At 38.7% G+C, this 18,542-nt stretch carries 22 protein-coding genes; 5 read left to right on the top strand and 17 right to left on the bottom strand.

The window, feature by feature from the left end; translation table 11 throughout:
* Window positions 1–168: 168 nt before the first annotated feature.
* The 5 genes from rho to TLET_RS03130 are packed head-to-tail and all read left to right on the top strand — an operon-like array spanning window position 169 to window position 6,620.
* Window positions 169–1,434, top strand: coding sequence for a transcription termination factor Rho (gene rho, locus TLET_RS03110; protein WP_028843381.1), 1,266 nt, complete (start codon window positions 169–171; stop codon window positions 1,432–1,434).
* 15 nt (window positions 1,435–1,449) lie between these two features.
* Window positions 1,450–2,400, top strand: a complete 951-nt coding sequence (locus TLET_RS03115; RefSeq protein ID WP_012002657.1) for an ROK family protein — start codon at window positions 1,450–1,452, stop codon at window positions 2,398–2,400.
* The gene (locus tag TLET_RS03120; protein WP_012002658.1) at window positions 2,397–2,879 is read left to right on the top strand and encodes a metallophosphoesterase family protein; all 483 of its coding nucleotides are present in this window, start codon (window positions 2,397–2,399) and stop codon (window positions 2,877–2,879) included. The genes TLET_RS03115 and TLET_RS03120 overlap by 4 nt, the downstream gene beginning before the upstream one ends.
* A complete protein-coding gene (locus tag TLET_RS03125; protein ID WP_081430061.1) occupies window positions 2,831–3,817 on the top strand; it encodes a 7-cyano-7-deazaguanine synthase in 987 nt (328 codons plus the stop codon). Before TLET_RS03120 ends, TLET_RS03125 begins: the two co-directional genes overlap by 49 nt.
* Entirely contained in the window at window positions 3,801–6,620 is a 2,820-nt protein-coding gene (locus TLET_RS03130) for a DEAD/DEAH box helicase (RefSeq protein WP_012002660.1), read from the top strand. The genes TLET_RS03125 and TLET_RS03130 overlap by 17 nt, the downstream gene beginning before the upstream one ends.
* Here TLET_RS03130 and TLET_RS03135 read toward each other — a convergent pair.
* The 17 genes from TLET_RS03135 to TLET_RS03215 are packed head-to-tail and all read right to left on the bottom strand — an operon-like array spanning window position 6,617 to window position 18,542.
* On the bottom strand, window positions 6,617–7,276 hold the full coding sequence (locus tag TLET_RS03135; protein WP_012002661.1) for a hypothetical protein: 660 nt from the start codon (window positions 7,274–7,276) through the stop codon (window positions 6,617–6,619). The two genes, TLET_RS03130 and TLET_RS03135, sit on opposite strands and share 4 nt — an antisense overlap.
* Window positions 7,255–7,743, bottom strand: coding sequence for a hypothetical protein (locus TLET_RS03140; RefSeq protein WP_012002662.1), 489 nt, complete (start codon window positions 7,741–7,743; stop codon window positions 7,255–7,257). The genes TLET_RS03135 and TLET_RS03140 overlap by 22 nt, the downstream gene beginning before the upstream one ends.
* Window positions 7,740–8,030 (bottom strand): hypothetical protein, encoded by a 291-nt coding sequence (locus TLET_RS03145; RefSeq protein ID WP_012002663.1) that lies wholly within the window; start codon window positions 8,028–8,030, stop codon window positions 7,740–7,742. Before TLET_RS03145 ends, TLET_RS03140 begins: the two co-directional genes overlap by 4 nt.
* A complete protein-coding gene (locus TLET_RS03150; protein ID WP_012002664.1) occupies window positions 8,014–8,724 on the bottom strand; it encodes a FliA/WhiG family RNA polymerase sigma factor in 711 nt (236 codons plus the stop codon). The genes TLET_RS03145 and TLET_RS03150 overlap by 17 nt, the downstream gene beginning before the upstream one ends.
* A 26-nt stretch (window positions 8,725–8,750) precedes the next feature.
* Window positions 8,751–9,230 carry a chemoreceptor glutamine deamidase/glutamate methylesterase CheD gene (gene cheD / locus TLET_RS03155; RefSeq protein ID WP_012002665.1) on the bottom strand — a complete coding sequence of 160 codons (480 nt, stop codon included), beginning with the start codon at window positions 9,228–9,230 and terminating at the stop codon, window positions 8,751–8,753.
* Window positions 9,227–9,832, bottom strand: coding sequence for a CheY-P phosphatase CheC (gene cheC, locus TLET_RS03160; protein WP_012002666.1), 606 nt, complete (start codon window positions 9,830–9,832; stop codon window positions 9,227–9,229). Before cheC ends, cheD begins: the two co-directional genes overlap by 4 nt.
* Window positions 9,829–10,518, bottom strand: a complete 690-nt coding sequence (locus TLET_RS03165; RefSeq protein WP_041428397.1) for a flagellar brake protein — start codon at window positions 10,516–10,518, stop codon at window positions 9,829–9,831. Before TLET_RS03165 ends, cheC begins: the two co-directional genes overlap by 4 nt.
* 11 nt (window positions 10,519–10,529) lie before the next feature.
* A complete protein-coding gene (locus TLET_RS03170) occupies window positions 10,530–11,360 on the bottom strand; it encodes an AAA family ATPase (protein ID WP_012002668.1) in 831 nt (276 codons plus the stop codon).
* Window positions 11,344–12,447: a flagellar biosynthesis protein FlhF gene (locus tag TLET_RS03175; RefSeq protein ID WP_012002669.1), complete on the bottom strand. Its 1,104-nt coding sequence runs from the start codon at window positions 12,445–12,447 to the stop codon at window positions 11,344–11,346. Before TLET_RS03175 ends, TLET_RS03170 begins: the two co-directional genes overlap by 17 nt.
* On the bottom strand, window positions 12,444–14,486 hold the full coding sequence (gene flhA, locus TLET_RS03180) for a flagellar biosynthesis protein FlhA (RefSeq protein WP_012002670.1): 2,043 nt from the start codon (window positions 14,484–14,486) through the stop codon (window positions 12,444–12,446). The genes TLET_RS03175 and flhA overlap by 4 nt, the downstream gene beginning before the upstream one ends.
* Window positions 14,487–14,525: 39 nt before the next feature.
* Window positions 14,526–15,656: a flagellar biosynthesis protein FlhB gene (gene flhB / locus TLET_RS03185; protein WP_012002671.1), complete on the bottom strand. Its 1,131-nt coding sequence runs from the start codon at window positions 15,654–15,656 to the stop codon at window positions 14,526–14,528.
* Complete coding sequence (fliR, locus tag TLET_RS03190; protein ID WP_012002672.1) at window positions 15,578–16,354, bottom strand: flagellar biosynthetic protein FliR; 777 nt, start codon at window positions 16,352–16,354, stop codon at window positions 15,578–15,580. The genes flhB and fliR overlap by 79 nt, the downstream gene beginning before the upstream one ends.
* Window position 16,355: 1 nt before the next feature.
* Window positions 16,356–16,622, bottom strand: a complete 267-nt coding sequence (gene fliQ / locus TLET_RS03195) for a flagellar biosynthesis protein FliQ (protein ID WP_012002673.1) — start codon at window positions 16,620–16,622, stop codon at window positions 16,356–16,358.
* A gap of 6 nt (window positions 16,623–16,628) precedes the next feature.
* On the bottom strand, window positions 16,629–17,381 hold the full coding sequence (fliP, locus tag TLET_RS03200) for a flagellar type III secretion system pore protein FliP (RefSeq protein WP_012002674.1): 753 nt from the start codon (window positions 17,379–17,381) through the stop codon (window positions 16,629–16,631).
* Complete coding sequence (locus tag TLET_RS03205) at window positions 17,381–17,716, bottom strand: FliO/MopB family protein (protein ID WP_012002675.1); 336 nt, start codon at window positions 17,714–17,716, stop codon at window positions 17,381–17,383. The genes fliP and TLET_RS03205 overlap by 1 nt, the downstream gene beginning before the upstream one ends.
* Window positions 17,717–17,721: 5 nt before the next feature.
* A complete protein-coding gene (gene cheY / locus TLET_RS03210; RefSeq protein ID WP_012002676.1) occupies window positions 17,722–18,081 on the bottom strand; it encodes a chemotaxis protein CheY in 360 nt (119 codons plus the stop codon).
* Entirely contained in the window at window positions 18,081–18,542 is a 462-nt protein-coding gene (locus TLET_RS03215) for a chemotaxis protein CheW (RefSeq protein ID WP_012002677.1), read from the bottom strand. Before TLET_RS03215 ends, cheY begins: the two co-directional genes overlap by 1 nt.

Below are 18,542 nucleotides of genomic sequence, written 5' to 3' on the forward strand. Positions count from 1 at the left end.
GATGTCTCTTGACTAAATAGTTTTTATCTGGTAAATTCTAATTGTAACCTCTTATGCTTATCCAGCCGAAATTGTCGTTTTCTATTCCTCAGCAACATAAACAAGACGTTGTATACAATTTGGAGGTGTTTTTGCTTGGCAAACAACGATCAAGACAAAAGCGAACTTGTGGCGGTTAAAGTCGAAGATCTCGAACGAATGACTATAAGAGAATTATACGATCTGGCTAAGAAATATGATGTACCAAGATATACCAGCTTGAGAAAAAGGGATCTTATCTTTGCTATTCTTGAAGCTCAGGCCAAGTCACATGGTTTGTTTTTTGGCACAGGCGTGTTAGAAATACTACCGGATGGCTATGGGTTTCTGAGGAGTGGAGACAATCTTCTCCCAAGTGCCAATGATATCTACCTGTCTCAATCCCAGATAAGAAAATTCAACCTTAACACTGGGGATATCATCTCGGGAATTATAAGACCACCAAAGGATACTGAAAAATTCTTTGCAATGATAAAAATTGAAGCTGTTAATTTTAGGCCGCCAGAAGCCACAAGTGAAAGAGTGAACTTCGAGAATCTCACGCCAGATTATCCACGAGAACGATTTTTGTTAGAAACAAATCAGAAAGTTCTTTCAACAAGACTCATAGACATATTTGCTCCAATGGGTAAAGGGCAAAGAGGTATGATAGTTGCGCCACCCAAAGCTGGTAAAACCACTTTACTGAAAGAAATTGCCAATGGGATAGCGATAAATCATCCGGAAAGTCACAGAATAGTTTTGCTTATAGATGAGCGTCCGGAAGAAGTGACAGACATAAAGGAATCTGTCAGTGCGCAGGTTATAGCGGCCCCATTTGATATGGCACCAGATAAGCAAATAAAAGTTGCAGAGTTAACCTTGGAAATGGCAAAAAGATTGGTTGAATACGGTCATGATGTAGTGGTATTGCTTGATAGTCTGACGCGGCTTGCTCGCGTTTACAACATTCAGGTCCCCCCCAGTGGCAAATTGCTGAGTGGTGGGGTTGATCCGGCGGCGTTGTACAAACCCAAACACTTTTTCGGAGCAGCTCGAAATACAAGAGAAGGAGGAAGTCTCACTATTATAGCAACCGCTCTGATTGAAACTGGTTCAAAGATGGATGAAGTTATATTTGAAGAATTCAAAGGAACAGGAAATATGGAACTGGTACTATCAAGACAGCTGGCAAATAAAAGAATCTTTCCAGCTATTAATTTACAACTTTCTGGAACAAGAAAAGAAGAACTTCTGCTTGATGAAGATACATTGAAAAAGGTTTGGATATTGAGAAGAATGCTTGGTGGGATGACTGAAGAGGAAGGTTTGATGCTGATCTTAAGGAAACTTGAAGAAACAGAATCAAATGAGGATTTTCTTGCGCTGATAGATCAACAAAAGGTAAAATATTAGCTGGAGGTAGAGTCTTTGAAAGTTATAGGGATAGATTTGGGAGGAACAAATTACGCAGTAGGTCTTGTTGATGAAACAGGAAATATTTTATCTCGCATCGAAGGAAAAACGAAGGTGGATGAAGGGCCGCAGGCTGTCGCAAAAAGGCTTTCGGAATCTGTAAAGTCTGTCATGTCAAATACCGGTGTTTCAGCTCGAGCTATCGGGATTGGGTCACCGGGGAGTATAGATCATGAGAAAGGTGTGGTCAGGTTTTCGCCAAATTTCCCTGGCTGGTACAATTTTCCGCTTGCTGAAGAAATCAGGACCCATACGGGTTTAGATGTTTTCATTGAGAACGACGCCAATGCTTACGCGCTGGGTGAACATACATTCGGTGTGGCCAGGGGGTTTGATCATGTTATTTGTCTCACGCTGGGTACAGGCATCGGTGGTGGGGTTATAACTCATGGATTTTTACTCAGAGGAAGTGTTGGAATAGGGGCAGAACTGGGACATATGAATGTTTTACCAAATGGGCCAAAATGCGGTTGTGGCTCTAACGGGTGTCTTGAATCACTGGCGTCTGCGACGGCTATAAGAAAATATGTTGAAGATGGATATTCAAGACATATCGACTCTTCTCTTTTTAAAGAGAAAAACGCCAGCCAAATAACTCCTAAGGACGTTTTCGAGCACGCGAAGAATGGAGATTATTTTTCACTATCCGTTTTTAACAGAGTTGTTAGTGCCCTTTCGGTGGCAATAGGAAGTTTAATCAATATTTTTAATCCTCAGGTAGTAGTTATTGGTGGTGGGATGGCAAATGCCGGTGATTTTCTACTTGAGCCAGTTGAAGAAATGGTAAAAGACTATGTACTACCAACCATGCTTGGAACGTATCAGATAAAATTGAGCCAACTTGGCAAGAATGCAGGTATTCTTGGGGCAGCTTCTATAGTTTTTGAGAGGGCGAGTAAAAGATGACTCTTTTACTTGTTTCAGATCTTCATGTGCCAGTGAAAATGATGTCAATTCCAGATAATTTACTTGAAATTGCAAAGCAGGTTGATGCTGTTTTTGGGTTAGGAGATTTTGTAGATATGGAAACTGTTTTAACGTTAGAATCTGTTTCGAATAAATTTTATGCCGTTTGTGGAAATATGGACTATCCTGACGTAAAAGATCATTTGCCTTCTGTAAAACTGTTGCAGCTTGAAGAATGGAAAATAGGGCTATTTCATGGATGGGGTGCACCATTTAAAATAAGAGAAAGGATTCTCTCAACAATGACTCAGAAACCTCAGGTAATCTTTTATGGGCACACACATATTCCGGATGATACTGTGTGCGAATCTGTAAGATTTGTTAACCCGGGTTCTGTTGCTGAAGATGGTTCTTATGCGCTGGTGGAATTATGCAAAGATCACTTGAAAGTGGAATTCAAGAAATTGCAAGCGGATTGATAGCAGATATAAGACGGACTGTTTCTGAAAAGTTACTTGTTGCATTTTCCGGTGGGGAAGACAGTACACTTGTAGCATACCTTGCAAAGCAAGCACTTGGTGAAAAAAAAGTAATCCTGGTTACCGTCGATTGGGGAAAATTTACTTATGAAAAGGCAAGAAAGGGAGTTGCTGAAGTTTCTAAATTACTTGGACTGAGTCATTACTTCATTGACGGTGTGGAGAAACAATCGCAGATCTGGAGATATGGCCCGAGTTGTAATATGTGTACAAGATATGCTAAATTGCAGTCAATTCTTGACTTTGGTGAAGAAGCTGTTGTTGCAACAGGAGCAAACCGGTCAGACAGCTGGGGGATTAATGGTGTAAAAATTAACGGAAAATTTTACTCTCCTCTTATAGACCTTGATAAAGGTACTATTAGAAATATGTTATCTTTTTTTGGTTTGCAACCTGTTAAGATAGGTGAGTCGTCTCATAGAGAAGGTTGCAAATTAAAGCACTTGCTGAAGATGATGATAAATCCTGATTATCACGGTAATGCTGTTGCTCTCTCAAATGAAATCCTGCTTGATTTTCTTAAAGAGATAGACCACAAAGCTTCATTGGCAAATGTAAAGATAATTGGACCATTGTCAAAAAATATAGCTCTTGTTAATGTCTTTCCCCATCTTGACGTTTTAGCCTCAAAAGAGGTGGTAAAAAGAATTAATAATCTCAGCTGCGTTGATGAAGCTTATGTTTTAAACAATCCAATCAAACTCAAAGTACTTGCAAATCCAGGTTTGTTCAATGATTTCACTGCAAGAGATCATGTGTTGCAAGGATTCCTTCAAAGAGATTTTTCTGTAGCTGTATCTGTGGAATGGATCAAATCATCAAATCCCCGGCTGAGAACCTTCCAAGTGATAGGATTTGATCATGAGGACAACAATTGATTTTCTGAAATTAAATCTTGAAAAGCCTGTCCTGATAGTGGTTCCAACTGAATATGAGGCGCAATTGCTTTCTCAGAAATTAAATGCGTTTTATTTTCCCAGTCATGATGTTTTTCCATTTGAAGAAGTAGCAGTTTCATTTGAAGTTCGATGTCGAAGGATAGAAATACTCTGGAAATTATTAAACGATCCAAAGATCGTTATCGTGTGTACTTTGCATGCTATTAGCCGAAAAACGTTTTCACCCGTTCAGCTCAGACAAGCAGCGAGAATTCTGAGAAAGGGAGAAGTTTTTCATAATCCTGAAGAAACAATGTTAAATCTTGGATATGATCGAACATATATAGTCCGCACTGGCGGAGAGTTTTCTGTAAGAGGTGATGTAATAGATTTTTTCGGACCACTGTATGATAATCCAGTTCGAGTAGAGCTTTTTGACCAAACGATAGAGGCAATTAGATGTTTCGATGCGTCAACTCAGAGATCTGTTTTCAAAGTGGAAGAAGCGTTTTTACTGCCTGTCCGTGAATATCTGTGTAATGAACATTTGTTTGATACTGTGCCAGCCAAACTGGGATCTAATTCCACAATACTTGATTATTCAGATTTTGAGATTTTTGTGGCGGAGTTTGACCGGTGTCAGGAAGAATTTGCAAAAAGAGAAAGAGAAGCCCGGGAGATGCTTGAAAAGAAACAAATAGAGGATTATGTAGAAAATTCTCAGATAAGTTTTTCCAGTTTGGTAAAGCGCATAGAATTTTTCAAACCCCTGGAAATTGATTTGAATACCTTAAAAATTCTTCCCCAGACGTCTCAGAAATCAAGAGATCAGATACCTATTTTTGATGAAGAAGAGTTGATTGAAGGTGAGTTTGTTGTTCATAGAGATTATGGAATAGGTGTATATGACGGCGTGAAAAAGATTAGCAATCCTCTGGGAACGAGAGAATATTTTGTTTTGCGCTATGAAGATTCAACAGTTTATGTTCCCGTTGAAAGAATCCATAAAATACACAAATACATAGGAGACACCAGGAATGTTCGAATAGATAGAATCCACTCTGGAAACTGGAAAAAACGTATCGAGAGAGTAAAAAGGAATCTCAGGGAGAAGGTTGAAGAGTTAATAAGAATTTATGATACAAGGCAGAAAATAAGTGGATTAAGCTTACCGGGCGACCCGGAACTCGAGAAAAGATTCGCCGAATTTTTCCCATACGCAGAAACAGATGATCAGATGACGGCTATCGAGGAGGTTCTTTCAGATCTTGCGAACGATAAACCTATGGATCGACTTTTATGCGGGGATGCTGGATATGGAAAAACGGAAGTTGCTTTGAGAGCAGCTTTCAAGTGTGTTGTTTCTGGAAAACAGGTAGCTGTATTAGTTCCGACCACGGTTTTGGCAAGACAGCATTATAAGATTTTCACTCAAAGGATGAGTCCATTTGGCATTCAGGTGAGGTTGCTTGATAGATCGATCAGCACAATTATGAAAAAAGAGATCCTCGACGGGCTTTTCAGGGGAAAGATTGATGTAATCATAGGCACACATGCTCTTCTTCAGAATAATGTTCGATTTTCTGATCTGGGTCTTGTAATAATAGATGAAGAACAGAGTTTCGGTGTAGAACAAAAGGAGAAATTTAAGCAGTTGAGAACAAATGTCAATGTACTTTCTCTGAGCGCCACACCGATTCCGAGAACTCTTCATATGGCCATGACAGGTATGAAAGATCTGAGTGTAATTAACACACCACCGATTGGCAGGCTTCCGGTAATTACCTATGTAGCAAAGTACAGCAACCAGCTCGTGAGGGGCGCAGTGCTGAGAGAAATAAACAGAGGTGGTCAGGTTATATACGTTCATAACAGGATTCACGATATACAGGATGTGTATCAAAATTTGCAGCACATAATACCTGAAGCAAAAATAGTACTTGCACACGGAAAAATGGGTATTCGAAAACTTACGGAAGCTGTCAGAAGTTTCTATGAACATGATTCAGATGTTATTCTTTGTACATCAATCCTTGAGAGTGGTATAGACATACCAAATGCCAACACAATAATAGTTGATGATTCTCACAGATATGGATTGGCTCAACTATACCAGCTGAGAGGGCGCGTAGGAAGAAGTACTAAGAGGGCATTCGCATATTTTTTGCACGACAGTGAAATAAGCGAAAAAGCTCTGCAGCGACTTCAGGCTATAAAACAGTTGACCGGTTCAGGCAGCGGATTTCAATTAGCACTCAGAGATATGCAGATTAGAGGTGTCGGATCTGTTTTTGGGTTTGAACAGCATGGGAATATAAACGATGTAGGTTTAAATTTATACCTTGAAATAATGAACCAGCAGCTTAAGGGCATAAAAGAGGAGAAATCTGAATCCAGGAAGTTATTTGTTGACACTGAAATGGAAGGTATTCCGGGAGAACTTGTGATTCCTCCGGATTACGTTGAAAGTCCACTTGAGCGTATGAGGATATACAGAAGATTTGCATCGTGCGAAACTGTTTCTGAAATAGATGGCATGGTGGAAGAGTTACATGATAGATTTGGAAAACTTCCCAATCAGGCACTTATGCTTGTCGAGTTGTTCAAGATAAGATTGCTTGCCAGTTCAAAACATATAAGGAAGATCGAATACAGGGACAATATTTTAAAGTTAATCTACGAAAAGCAACCATCTTTAAAATTCAAAGGAAAATTTATATGCAACGAGAGAGAAAAAACTTATTTCTTTTATAATGTTGAACCAGGCCAGGTTGTAGGCTTTTTGAAAGAATTATTATCTTAAATCCCAATTTTTTGAATAATGTATCTTCCTCTATTTTTGAATATGATTGCATCATAACGCTTGCTTTTCTTATCAGAAAGTTCTATAATCAATTCTTTTCCCAGAACAAGAAATCTTTTCATGCTATCTAATGGAACAAATCGATAATACCCTATGAATTTGATATCTTTCAGATTTCCTCTGTATTCAGTGAAAAATTTTTCCAGTGCACGCAAGGATTTTTCATTTTTTGGCAGCGGTGAAGAATGGAATCTTGAAATCCAGAGAACCGGCAAGTTTTTGCTTTTTATTTGTGCAATGATCATTTTACCGTTTAGAACTTCTGCAAAATTGAGATTTGATTCGCTCTTTATGCTTAAAGGTATTTCCCTGCTAAAAAAAAGCTGGGAAGTATTAGTTTTGCAGGTTAACATTTCTTGCTTAACAGAAATATCTGCTTTTGAGATAAGATTCCTTATCTTTACCATTTGATCTCCAAGATGCAATGAATTTACAGATAATGAATCTTCGCATAATTTCTGAAGAGGTTCTTTAACTACAACATTAACCGGTAGATCACGAATACGTGGATGCTTTATGAGGTCGGTTGTTTCTTTTACCTGTATGATCCCAAGCTCCATTTTCAATGTCTCTATTAACTGCTTGATGATCTGCATACGTATTCAAGTGCCTTTTCTAATCTCTGAAATGGTTCTAAAACATCGACTTGGTCAAGTATTTGCTTTAATTTTTCCTCTTTTTCCTGGGAAATCTGCTGTTTGGACACAAATCTTATCGCGCTCGATCCGTATGGTATCACACATTCTTCTGGAGACGATTCTGTCTCATCTGCAGATGGGATGAATGAGGACGTGAAGAATACATTCTCTCCGCTTTCAATGAGAACTGGGTTATCTGTAAATATGATATCTGGTTTATTTTCGATTTTTTTCAGCAAAGATTTTGAAATTATTTCGACATGAAGGTATGTTTCGAGAGATTTCCCGTATAATATTTTCTGCAACTGGTTGGGAATTATCGGATCTGTGTATTTAAACTCATGTGGTATGCCAGATTCATCAACCACAAGCAGGCCACCAACATGCTTTTCATCTATCTTTTTGACAGATAAATAGCCTATCATAATCTCACATCCAGTATGGATCCTTTATTTTCTTCCTTATTCTGAGAACGCTGCTTTCCATAGCGAGAATAGTATTTTGCTCCTCTTTCTTCAGTGGAAGATTTTACAAGTTTGCCCTCAACAGGATTTTTTGGATTAACCATTCTCGCCTGTTGTCTTGACTTTTCGGTCATCTGAGAGTTTAACAGCTGTCCAGCAGCTAATTGTGCTCCTATGATTTGAGCAATATTTGAGGATACTTCATTTCCTCTTACAATAATTGTATGAAAATCAACTGGTGTTATCATTGTTATCCCCCAGGATATATCTTTTAATTTTGATCAGAGAACTTGATAAAATTTGTGAAACTCTTGATTCACTTACACCTATAACTGTCCCGATTTCCTTTAAAGACAAATCCTGCTCAAATCTCAATGATAGAACAAGCTGTTCCCTTTTAGACAGTGTTCTTATGGCTTCGGCCACCTTTTCCAAGATTATTTCTCTGAATGCATTTTCTGATGGCTCATCATCTGCTTTGATGATATCAGAAAAACTGTCCAGGCCTTCATATATAAACTCATCAAGTCGCAATAGTTGTTTTCTTACAGTTTCATCCAGCGCTCTTTTTACTTCATTTGTACTTAATCCTGTATGTAATGCTATCTCTTCAATAGAAGGGTGCTTGTTCAAGTGGTTTTCGAGTTCGTGAATAGCTTTCTCGACTTCTTTAACGTTCTTTCTCAAATTGCGTGGCATCCAGTCTATTTTTCTTAAATAGTCATACATTGCACCTTTTATTCTTTTTACCACGAAACTGTACATGCTTACACCTTTTTTCGGGTCGTACCTCCTTATAGCTGACAATAAAGCCAAAACTCCTTCTTGAATTAAGTCATCAACTTCTACATTTTTTGGTAATGTATGGAGAAGGTCCATCGCTATTCTTTTCACACTTGGTAGCATTTCCTTTATTATCTCTTCTTCGTTCGTTCTGTACATTCAATCAGCCTCTTTTCACACTTTTTCTATATTTCTATGATCTGAACAGTTTCTCCTCCTCCGACTTTTCTTATCAGCAGTTTTCCACTTTCCACATTGTATTCTATGCTCCTGGCTCTGTTCCCACCAACATCCTGGGCCTTCAAAGCTATGTGAAAATAATTCAGCCAGTAAATCACTGCTTCGATGTTTTTTTGGCCTATATTCATGGTTCCTGATTCAAACATGGAAGCTCCGCCAGCTATTTTTGCTTCTAATCTATGCTGCTTTGCTCCCATTTCAATTAATTTCTCTACCAGATATTTGATGGCTGTGTTTGCATATTTTCCCGGATTTCTAACTTCTCTATTCATGCTTTCGGGTAACATCACGTGCGCCATGCCACCAACGTGAGCGGTAGGATCTCTTAAACAGACCCCCACGCAAGAACCTAATCCGAGTGTTACTATAACAGCAGGGTTTCTTTCAACTGCTGCTTCACCAATTCCTATTACGACTTTCTTCATTTCAATTCCACCTTAGAAAAGACTTTTTCAAGACTCCCACGCCCTGGGATCAAAAACATGTAAGATGTAACTGATTCAATACCCTCGATTTTCAACTGGGTTTCAACGAAAATTACATCATCCTCGTAACTTGCACTCATGAGGATGGTTTCCGAGACTATAGCAGCAAGCATGTCAACTGTTAATTCTGGTGGTAGAGGATCGAGATACAGTTGGGTGAACTCGGCCAGGGCAGTTATATAAGAGCCACACATGATGTTACCAATTTCTTTTAGAGCAGATGAAGTTAATTCGTCTAATTTGGTTATGTCTTCACATTGATTTCCCAGAAGATCATATATGATTTTCTTTGCTGCGAATCTATCGAGTACAAGAAGTACATTCATTTCAATATCACCTTTCACAAACATCTTTATTCCAACGACCAGGTCTTCTGGTTTTGGAAAAACAAATATTATCCTCTCTATTGCTATTACCTCAGCATCAGGAACGGTTATCTCTATCTTTTTACCCGTCAGGGAAGAAAGAGCTGTGGCTGCATTTCCTGTGCCAATATTTCCTATTTCTTTCAGCAGATCAAGTTGTTTGTCTGTTAGATTCAATGTCCTGCCTCCTCTCCAGAAGAAGCTTTTTTCATTTTTAATTCCTGTTGAAATACGAACACAACCAAGGATTTTTCAAGTTCAGTGGAAAGGTCAAGAAACTGAACACCGTATTCATAGAGACCTGTTGTTTCATTTTTGCCATTAGATCTAACTATCTGAGCTTTTTGGCTGGTTAACCTGATACCTCCAAGATCCATGTTAACCGATATAGGTTGCCCGACAGAAAGGATATTTTTTGTGCACATCAGCATACCACCGGCGCTGAAATCGCGAGTTAAGAAACTATACTCTTTATCATCACCAGGAACAGTATAGGTTCCGTTCAGTACAATTGGTATTCTGACAAAACACCTCCTTTGAATTCTTCTAACTTTGTCTGGTATAGTTATATACATTACCAAAAAATTGGACTCGTCTCTTCCGTAATCCAGAACACGTGAGCCAAAGGCATATACAACTTTGTCAGAAAGCGCTGTCACATAAATAGAATCTCCTTTTGGTAATGGGATAAAACGCCCTTTTAAGCTTGGCATAGCTATTTTTAGTACGTTTTTTTCAAAATAAGTTTCGTGAACCATACTTTTAAGAACCGTTTTTTCACCGTTTTTGGATTCTATTTCTATTACAATCAACATTCCTGGTTTGATAACACTGTTAGCATCAATACGTGTTACCTGATTCATTATTACACACCTCATCCAACTCCAAAAAAAGCTCTGATTTTGTCAAAAAATGAAAGTTTTTTGACAGTCTGTCGTTTTGTTATCATGTCAGCTATTCCGTAAATTGCGAGAGATGGCTGAGCCGTTTTTCTGTTTGTAACGAATGGAATTTGCCTGTTGACACTATCTTTTACAAGCATATCATAACGAATCAGATGAGTGGATGTAATAGGGATCCCGGTGAATCTAGTTATCACTGAAATGAATCTATCCATAATTTTTCTTCCATCACGCATGTCCTTGACCATATTCATGACAACATGAAAACCATCAGGATCCACACCTTTGATGGTCATAAGTTTCACAAATGTATAAGCGTTCACAAGAGATGTCGGTTCTGAAGCTGTTACCATCACGAGGTGGTCTGAGCCGGCATAAAATCTTTCTAACTCTTCATTAAAACCTGGAGGAAAGTCGAATACTATATAGTCATATTCTGCAGAGATACGATAGAGATCATTATAAAGTTCTGTTTTATCTTCCAAATTAAACGCTATTAAATCCTCTACATCCATTCCTGTGCTTATTAAATCCACATCGTAAGGAGTTTGAAAGATAACTTTATCGAGCGAGATTTTCCTTTGCAGAAAATCTTTTATTGTATTTTTGGGGGTAATGCCCATAAGTATTTCGGCGTTCGCAAAGCCTGCATCGGCATCAAAGAGTAACACTCTCATGCCTCTTTGCGCAAGTACTATCGCCAGATTCACGGCAACTATTGTTTTACCAACACCACCTTTTCCACTTGCGACACTAACTATCCGGGGCTGACTTTTCAGAAGTCCTTCAGCCTGATTGCGCAACTTTCAGCACCTCTTTCGAAAGTATATGAGAAAGTTCCCTGCTATTAGCTTCAATAATATCTTCAGGTACACGCTGACCGTTTGTGATATAAGCCAGCGGAATACCACTCAGCTGTGAAATGTTTATTATATGCCCATAAGATCTGGTTTCATCCATCTTCGTTAAAATTGTATGCGTATATTTTGCTACATCAAATTTCTTGACTATATCCTTTAAGTCAGAGTATTTACAGTTCATGCCAACCACAAGAAAGCAAACACTTGGTGTAATTGTTTCTACGAGAGCTCTGAGTTCACTCATCTGTATATCGTTGTTTTGACTTCTTCCCGCCGTATCTATCAGGATTACATCGAAATCATGCATTGCATCCAGTTCTAATTTAGCTTCCTTGGGTGTATAGGCAACTCGCATCGGGATATCCATTATTGCAGCATAGGTTTTTAATTGTTCTGTAGCGGCTATTCTGTAAGTATCCAGTGTTAGAATAGCAACCTGTTTTTTGTGAATCAACTTTAATTTTGCTGCGATTTTGGCCAGCGTTGTTGTTTTTCCAACGCCTGTCGGTCCAACAAAAAGAACAGATTTTTCCAGAATAGGAACCTCAGTTTTAACAAAGGGGACAATATGTTCAGATAATCTTTGCTTAAAATTGTCATCGACGGGTACATCCCCATATGCTATGTGGATATATTCCATAATTTTATTTGAAACTACAGGGTCTACCTCATGTATCTGAAGAGCTTTGAGCAGCTTTTGCATATTTTGTGGTAAATCAACCTGCTTTGAAAACATCATTGATTTCATCTCTTGAAGCATTTGTTTTAGCTCTCTTATTTCTTCTTCCTGACGTTTTTCTCTGTTTTTAACTAAGATTTCCTCGAATCGATAGATGTCCTTGTTAGCATGCTGCTCATTTTTTTCTTCGGCAACCGCTGTAACTTCTAAAAATCTTCTGCTACCAATACCAAAAAAACCCCCTTTTTTGATGCTGCGAGTACTCAATATAACAGCATCTTCACCTAAATCTTTTTTAATTTGGTCAAGTGCTTCTCTAATATCATTAACCATATATTTCTTTATTTTCACAATCTAACCACACCTTCTACTTGCATTGTAACATCGTCAGGCAATTCCTCGTAAGCAATTACAGGGACATTTGGCAGGAAACGTTTAATTGTTTCAGAAAGATAAGGTCTTATGGCACCAGAGCAGACGGCAACGGGCGAAAAACCCTTTTTCATCAACGTTTCAAGCTGCTTTGACAGATTTTCCATGAGTTCCCTTAATATTTGTGGATTCAGTGATATCCTTTTCTCCCCATTTATATCTTGAAGGGAATCGGCTATCTTTTTTTCTAAATCATGATCAAAAGCAACGGCGTGGAGTTTCCCATCATCAGATATTAAAGGCTGTACTATCTGCCTTTTCAAGGCTCTCCTAATCTGTTCTGAGAGATATATGATATCTGTTGTTTTCTCGCCATATTCCAGAAGAGTTTCAAAAATCAAGGGTAAGTTTCTTATTGATACTCCTTCACTTAGGAGTTTTTGAAGTATTTTTTTCAGTTCAGACTGCTTCATAACGGATGGTATCAGATCACTCACGAGTTGCGGAAATTTTTCTCGTAATCCTTCTATTAACAAGTTAAATTCCCTTGCTCCGAGAAGATCTGCTGCATTTCTTTTCAAAACCTCAGTCAAGTGGGTTGCAAAAACTGTTGGGGGATCAACAACTGTGTATCCAAGCTTTGTGGCTTCTTCTTTACGAACAGGTTCGATCCAGTATGCGTTTAAGCCAAAGGCAGGTTCTTTAGCGGGTATACCTGCTATTCTTTCGGAAGCAGTACCAGGATTGATAGCCAGCAATCGATTGGGCATTAATTCATATTTGGCTATCTCGGCACCTCTTATTTTTATCAAATATTCATTAGGTTTAAGCAGAACACTATCTCTAATCCTTATTGGCGAAACAACCAGCCCCAAATCAAAAGCTATTTGCTTTCTTATCATAGTTACTCTTTCCAGTAAATCTCCGCCCTGAGATGGATCGGCAAGTGGTATCAAACCGTAACCTATCTCTACTTCTACTGTATCTGTTTGAAGTACATCCGCCACTTCCTGAGGTGTGCTCAAAATGGGTCTGGAAGGCGCAGATGGTGCAGGACCTGCCGGGGCAGTTACTGGCTTTTCTTTAACTGCCCTGGCTGTATAGATTGCGAGAATAACGAAGATAAACCCAATTATAGTACTTGTTATTGGAAGAGGAGTTGCTATCCCGAGCAAAACCAATATTAAACCAGTAACTATCATTACTTTCCTTTCAGAGGAAAGTTCTTTCACAAGATCTTGACCGAGATTTTCTTTCGAAGCAGCTCGAGAAACAAGTATACCGGTAGCAGTTGAGACCAGCAAAGCAGGAATTTGAGTAACCAGGCCATCTCCAACTGTGAGCAATGTATAAACTTTAGCAGCGTCGGCTATTGAGAGTCCGTGCCTTATCACGCCTATCACAATGCCACCGACTATGTTAACAAGAACTATTATTATACTTGCTATTGCATCGCCACGAACGAATTTCGTGGCACCATCCATTGCACCATAAAAATCAGCTTCTCTTCGTATATTTTCACGTCTTTCTCTTGCTTCCTGTTCTGTTATCAAACCGGCGTTCAGGTCAGCATCTACACTCATCTGTTTTCCGGGCATTGCATCGAGGGTGAAACGTGCGGCCACTTCGGCAATTCTTTCGGCACCTCGCGTAATTACTATGAACTGGATAATAACCAGAATTATGAAAATCACCAGTCCCACTATATAATCTCCTTTTACGACAAACTCTCCGAATGTTCTTATAACTCTTCCTTGAAATTTATCTCCCTCAAGGAGAATTAGCCTGGTTGAAGCCACGTTAAGCCCTAAACGAAATAAGGTAATGATCAGTAGCAATGTGGGAAAAGATGACATCTCAAGGGCGTGCCTTATGTACATAGTTGAAAGAATTATTACCAGAGAAAAGGCGATGTTCAAAAGCTGGAAGAAATCCAGCATGGAATCTGGTATTGGTAGAACCATTAAAAAAACTATTGATACCACAAGAACAGCAACAAAGACATCAAGATTTTTCATTTTCATGCTCCCTTAAATAAAAATTATATCAAACGAATTTTACCTGAGCGAATAAACATACGCTAATATTTCTGCTACTGCGCGGTACATATTTGGCGGAATTTGCTCACCAATATCAGTTGTTTTATAAAGTTCGCGGGCAACTTGTGGGTTTCTGACTACCGGTATATTGTTTTCTTTCGCAATCTGTATAATCTTTTGAGCTATCTCATCTGCTCCTTTTGCAAGAACCACAGGTGCTTCCATTTCTTCAGATTTGTATTCTATTGCTACGGCTATGTGCGATGGGTTAGTTATAACCACGTCAGCTTCTGGAACTTGCTGCAGCATCCTTCCACGGGCAAGTCTTGCCATGATTTCACGCTGCCTCCTCCTTACTTCCGGACTTCCTTCGATCTCCCTGTACTCCTCTTTGATCTCTTGCTTAGTCATTCGAATGCTCTTTTCAAACTCCCATCTCTGGTAAAAATAATCCACTATGGCAAGAATAAAGAGTGCTATTGCACACTTTAACATGACTTCATAAGTAAGGTTAAAAATCAATTTCAAAGAATCTACCGTTTCCATGTCTGAGTAAAATCTGAAAAGTATCCAATTTGATCTGATAACGCTATAAGCTACAAAACCCACTATAACCATTTTCAGTATGGATTTCAGTAATTCAAAAAGACTTCTCATTGAGAAAAATCTTTTGAAGCCTTCAACGGGGTTTATTCTTTTTAAATCCATTTTCAGTGGTTTGAAGGAAAGTAAAAACTTTGTCTGCATAGCACCTGCGAAAATAACAGAGATGATAAGCGATAAAAATAACAAGACCAGTAAGAATATAGTATCTTTGAAAGATTGATATATCCGTCCAGATAAATTGTTCAAGAAATCGTTCTCTTCAAGACTGAAAAACAATATGCTTCCATTTTCCAGAAACATTATCAATCTTTGAAAGATGAATCTCATTACAAAAACAGCCACAAGAAATGTCACTGCCATGTTCAATTCATTTGATGTAGCAACCTGGCCTTCTTCTCGTGCCTTTCTTCGTCTTCGGGGGGTTGGCTTTTCTGTTTTTTCCGGATCTGCAAAAAGTTGTATATCTATTTTGAAAAGCTTCTTACAAAAAATTCCAGAAAATTTATAGTTCTGGCTGCTATTTGTGAAAAAACATCTGCCCATACTGGTATCATCCCCACCATTAGTATGAAGCCCACCAAAATTTTCAGCGGCATTCCAACCATAAACACATTCATTTGCGGAACAAGCCTTGAGATAATTCCAAGTGATATGGAAGTCACGAACATGAAACCAATCATTGGCATACCGATTTTCATGGCTATAGAAAACATTTCAGAGATTTTTTCTGTCAATACACTGACAAAATTGAAATCGATAAGCGTTTTAGATACAGGAATTGAGTTTAAAGAGTCAACTACCGCCTGGTAAATCAACAGATGTCCTTTGAGGGCAACGAAAATATATAACCCGAATACATATAATAATTCCCCATGGATAGGAACTTCTTCGCGCTGTGGATCGAAAACAGATGAAAGTGCAAACCCCATTTGTGTCCCAAATACCTCGCCAGCAATACTCAACGCTATAACTGGAAGGAGTGCCAGAAATCCTATTGTTAATCCGATTACATAATTGCTAAGCATTGATAACACGATCTGTGCCACGGGAGTATGCAGGGGAATTACTTCGTTGATTGATGGCAATACAGTCCAGCTTAAGAAAACAACAAGCAAAACTTTGACTTGGAGCGGGACGAACCAATCTGCAAAAAAAGGTGCTATTGTAAACATACCAGCATTGCGTGTTACAACCAAAACCCACGCAAGAAATTTTGTTTCCACAAATTCTCTAAGTTCCACTTCAAATCATTCCTATCAGTTTTTCCCACATTTCTTTGGCATATTCAACTATCTTTTCCAGCATCCATCCGCCCAGAAACATTACTGTCAGGAGAACCACGATAATTTTCGGGGCAAAAGTAAGGGTTTGCTCGTGGATTTGTGTAACAGCCTGAAAAATACTTATTATAAGTCCGACCACAAGGCTTATCAATAAGGCTGGTGTCACGACAACCAATACCGTCTCGATGCCATTTTTGAAAGCATCTATAAAAACTTCTATTGTCAATATTGATCACCTCGCGAAACTTTTTATCAAGCCAGAAACAAGCAAATCCCATCCATTTACAACTATGAATAGTAACACCTTAAAAGGGAGTGAAATAAGTACAGGCGGTATCATTATCATTCCCATAGCGAGTAATATACTTGAGACTATCATGTCTATTACAATAAAAGGTATGTACAGAAGCACTCCCATTTTAAAACCTATTTCGAGTTCACCAAGCACAAAGGCAGGTATCAAAATTGAATTTGGCGCATCTTCAATTTTATCAAATTTTTTTCCCACACTCGATGCGAGTAAGAAAACGTTATCTTCATTATGATGATCCACGAGTTCTTTCAGCATAAACTGCCGTACTCGGCCTATCATTCGCGAGAATAGCTCTTCATAGCCTATTTCTTTTTCCATATATGGGGTCAAAGCATCGTTATATATGTCATTCCATACAGGTTGCATAATGAAAAATGTCAAAAATAGGGCCAGGCCTATAAGCACTTGGGATGGGGGTGTTTGCCTTGTTCCAAGGGCATTTCTTAAAAATGAAAATACGACTATAATTCTTGTGAAAGATGTAAAAAGTATCAGTATACTTGGAGCAAGTGCGAGAACAGTAATGATTAAAAGGATCTCGAGTGTCGTAACCAAATCACGTTCATTCCCAACAGGAGAGATTTCGATGCCAATAGATGGAAAAGGCAATTCTTCCTGTGGATGAATTAGTACTGGTAGAAGCAGAAGAATAAAAATCAGGATCTTCCGCATCAACTTCCATCCTTCTTTTCATTTTTTCCAAGTTTTTTGAAAAAAATGCTGGAAAATTTTTCAGCTTCTTCCAAATGGCCGATTTCGGACTCCGATAATTCTTTTAAAACAGTTCCACCGCCGGGGGTAATGAGTAGTACATAGTAGCTATCTATCAAACGAACCAATACTATCGAGCTGTTCCGATCCAGGTAGCAGCGTTCAATCACTCTGATATTTTTAGATGAAGCAAAAGGATTCCGTCTCCTGACGAAAAAATAAACAACACCCAGAAAAGCTACCAAAAAAGCGAAAGCAAGAAAAACTTGCCAGAATAACTCTCCTATTTCCCCCACCTCTATTAACTGATTTTTTGAAGAGCTTCTACCACTCTGCTGTGCTGGAACGGCTTGACAATAAAATCTTTTGCCCCAGCCTGTATAGCCTCTACGACCATTGCTTGCTGCCCCATAGCACTACAAACAATTATTTTTGCGTCTGGTGCGAACTCTCGGATTTTCTTTATGGCTTCTATGCCATTCATTTCTGGCATAGTTATATCCATAGTCACAATATCGGGTTTGAGTTCTCTGTATTTTTCCACAGCTTCAGCACCGTTTGAGGCTTCCCCAACAACTTCATATCCAGCTTTGGTTATGATATCCTTCAAAAGCATTCTCATGAACGCAGCATCATCAACTATGAGCACTCGTTTTGCCATTACCATACCCCCTCATTGCTATACTCGGAAGCAGCCATCAGTTCACCGAGTGTTTTTTCAAGGTTTAGGTAAACTATTAATTCTTCTCCCTTCTTAATAATTCCTTTGCTCTTTTCACCGAATTTCTCAAGTTTTTGTAATTTTTCAACTTCGGTGACTTTACATGTCAAAACACCTTTTACTTTATTGACAATGAAACCGGCTTCGACATCCTCGCAGTTAACAACAACCACCTTCTCCTCCAAATCATCGCTTGATTCAATATCCAGCAGCAAATTGAGGCTTACAACGGGCACTATTCTACCACGTAGATTCATGACGCCCAATACTGTTTTTTTGGATTTTGGGACAGGCGTAATCTCCGGCTTCTCTATGACCATACTTACATAATCAACATCGAAGGCCATTTCCTGTTCACCTATGCTGAATACAAACACCTCAAATTCATTCTCGTTTGCCAT

The organism is Pseudothermotoga lettingae TMO (assembly GCF_000017865.1).
GTDB classification, from domain to species: Bacteria; Thermotogota; Thermotogae; order Thermotogales; family DSM-5069; genus Pseudothermotoga_B; species Pseudothermotoga_B elfii.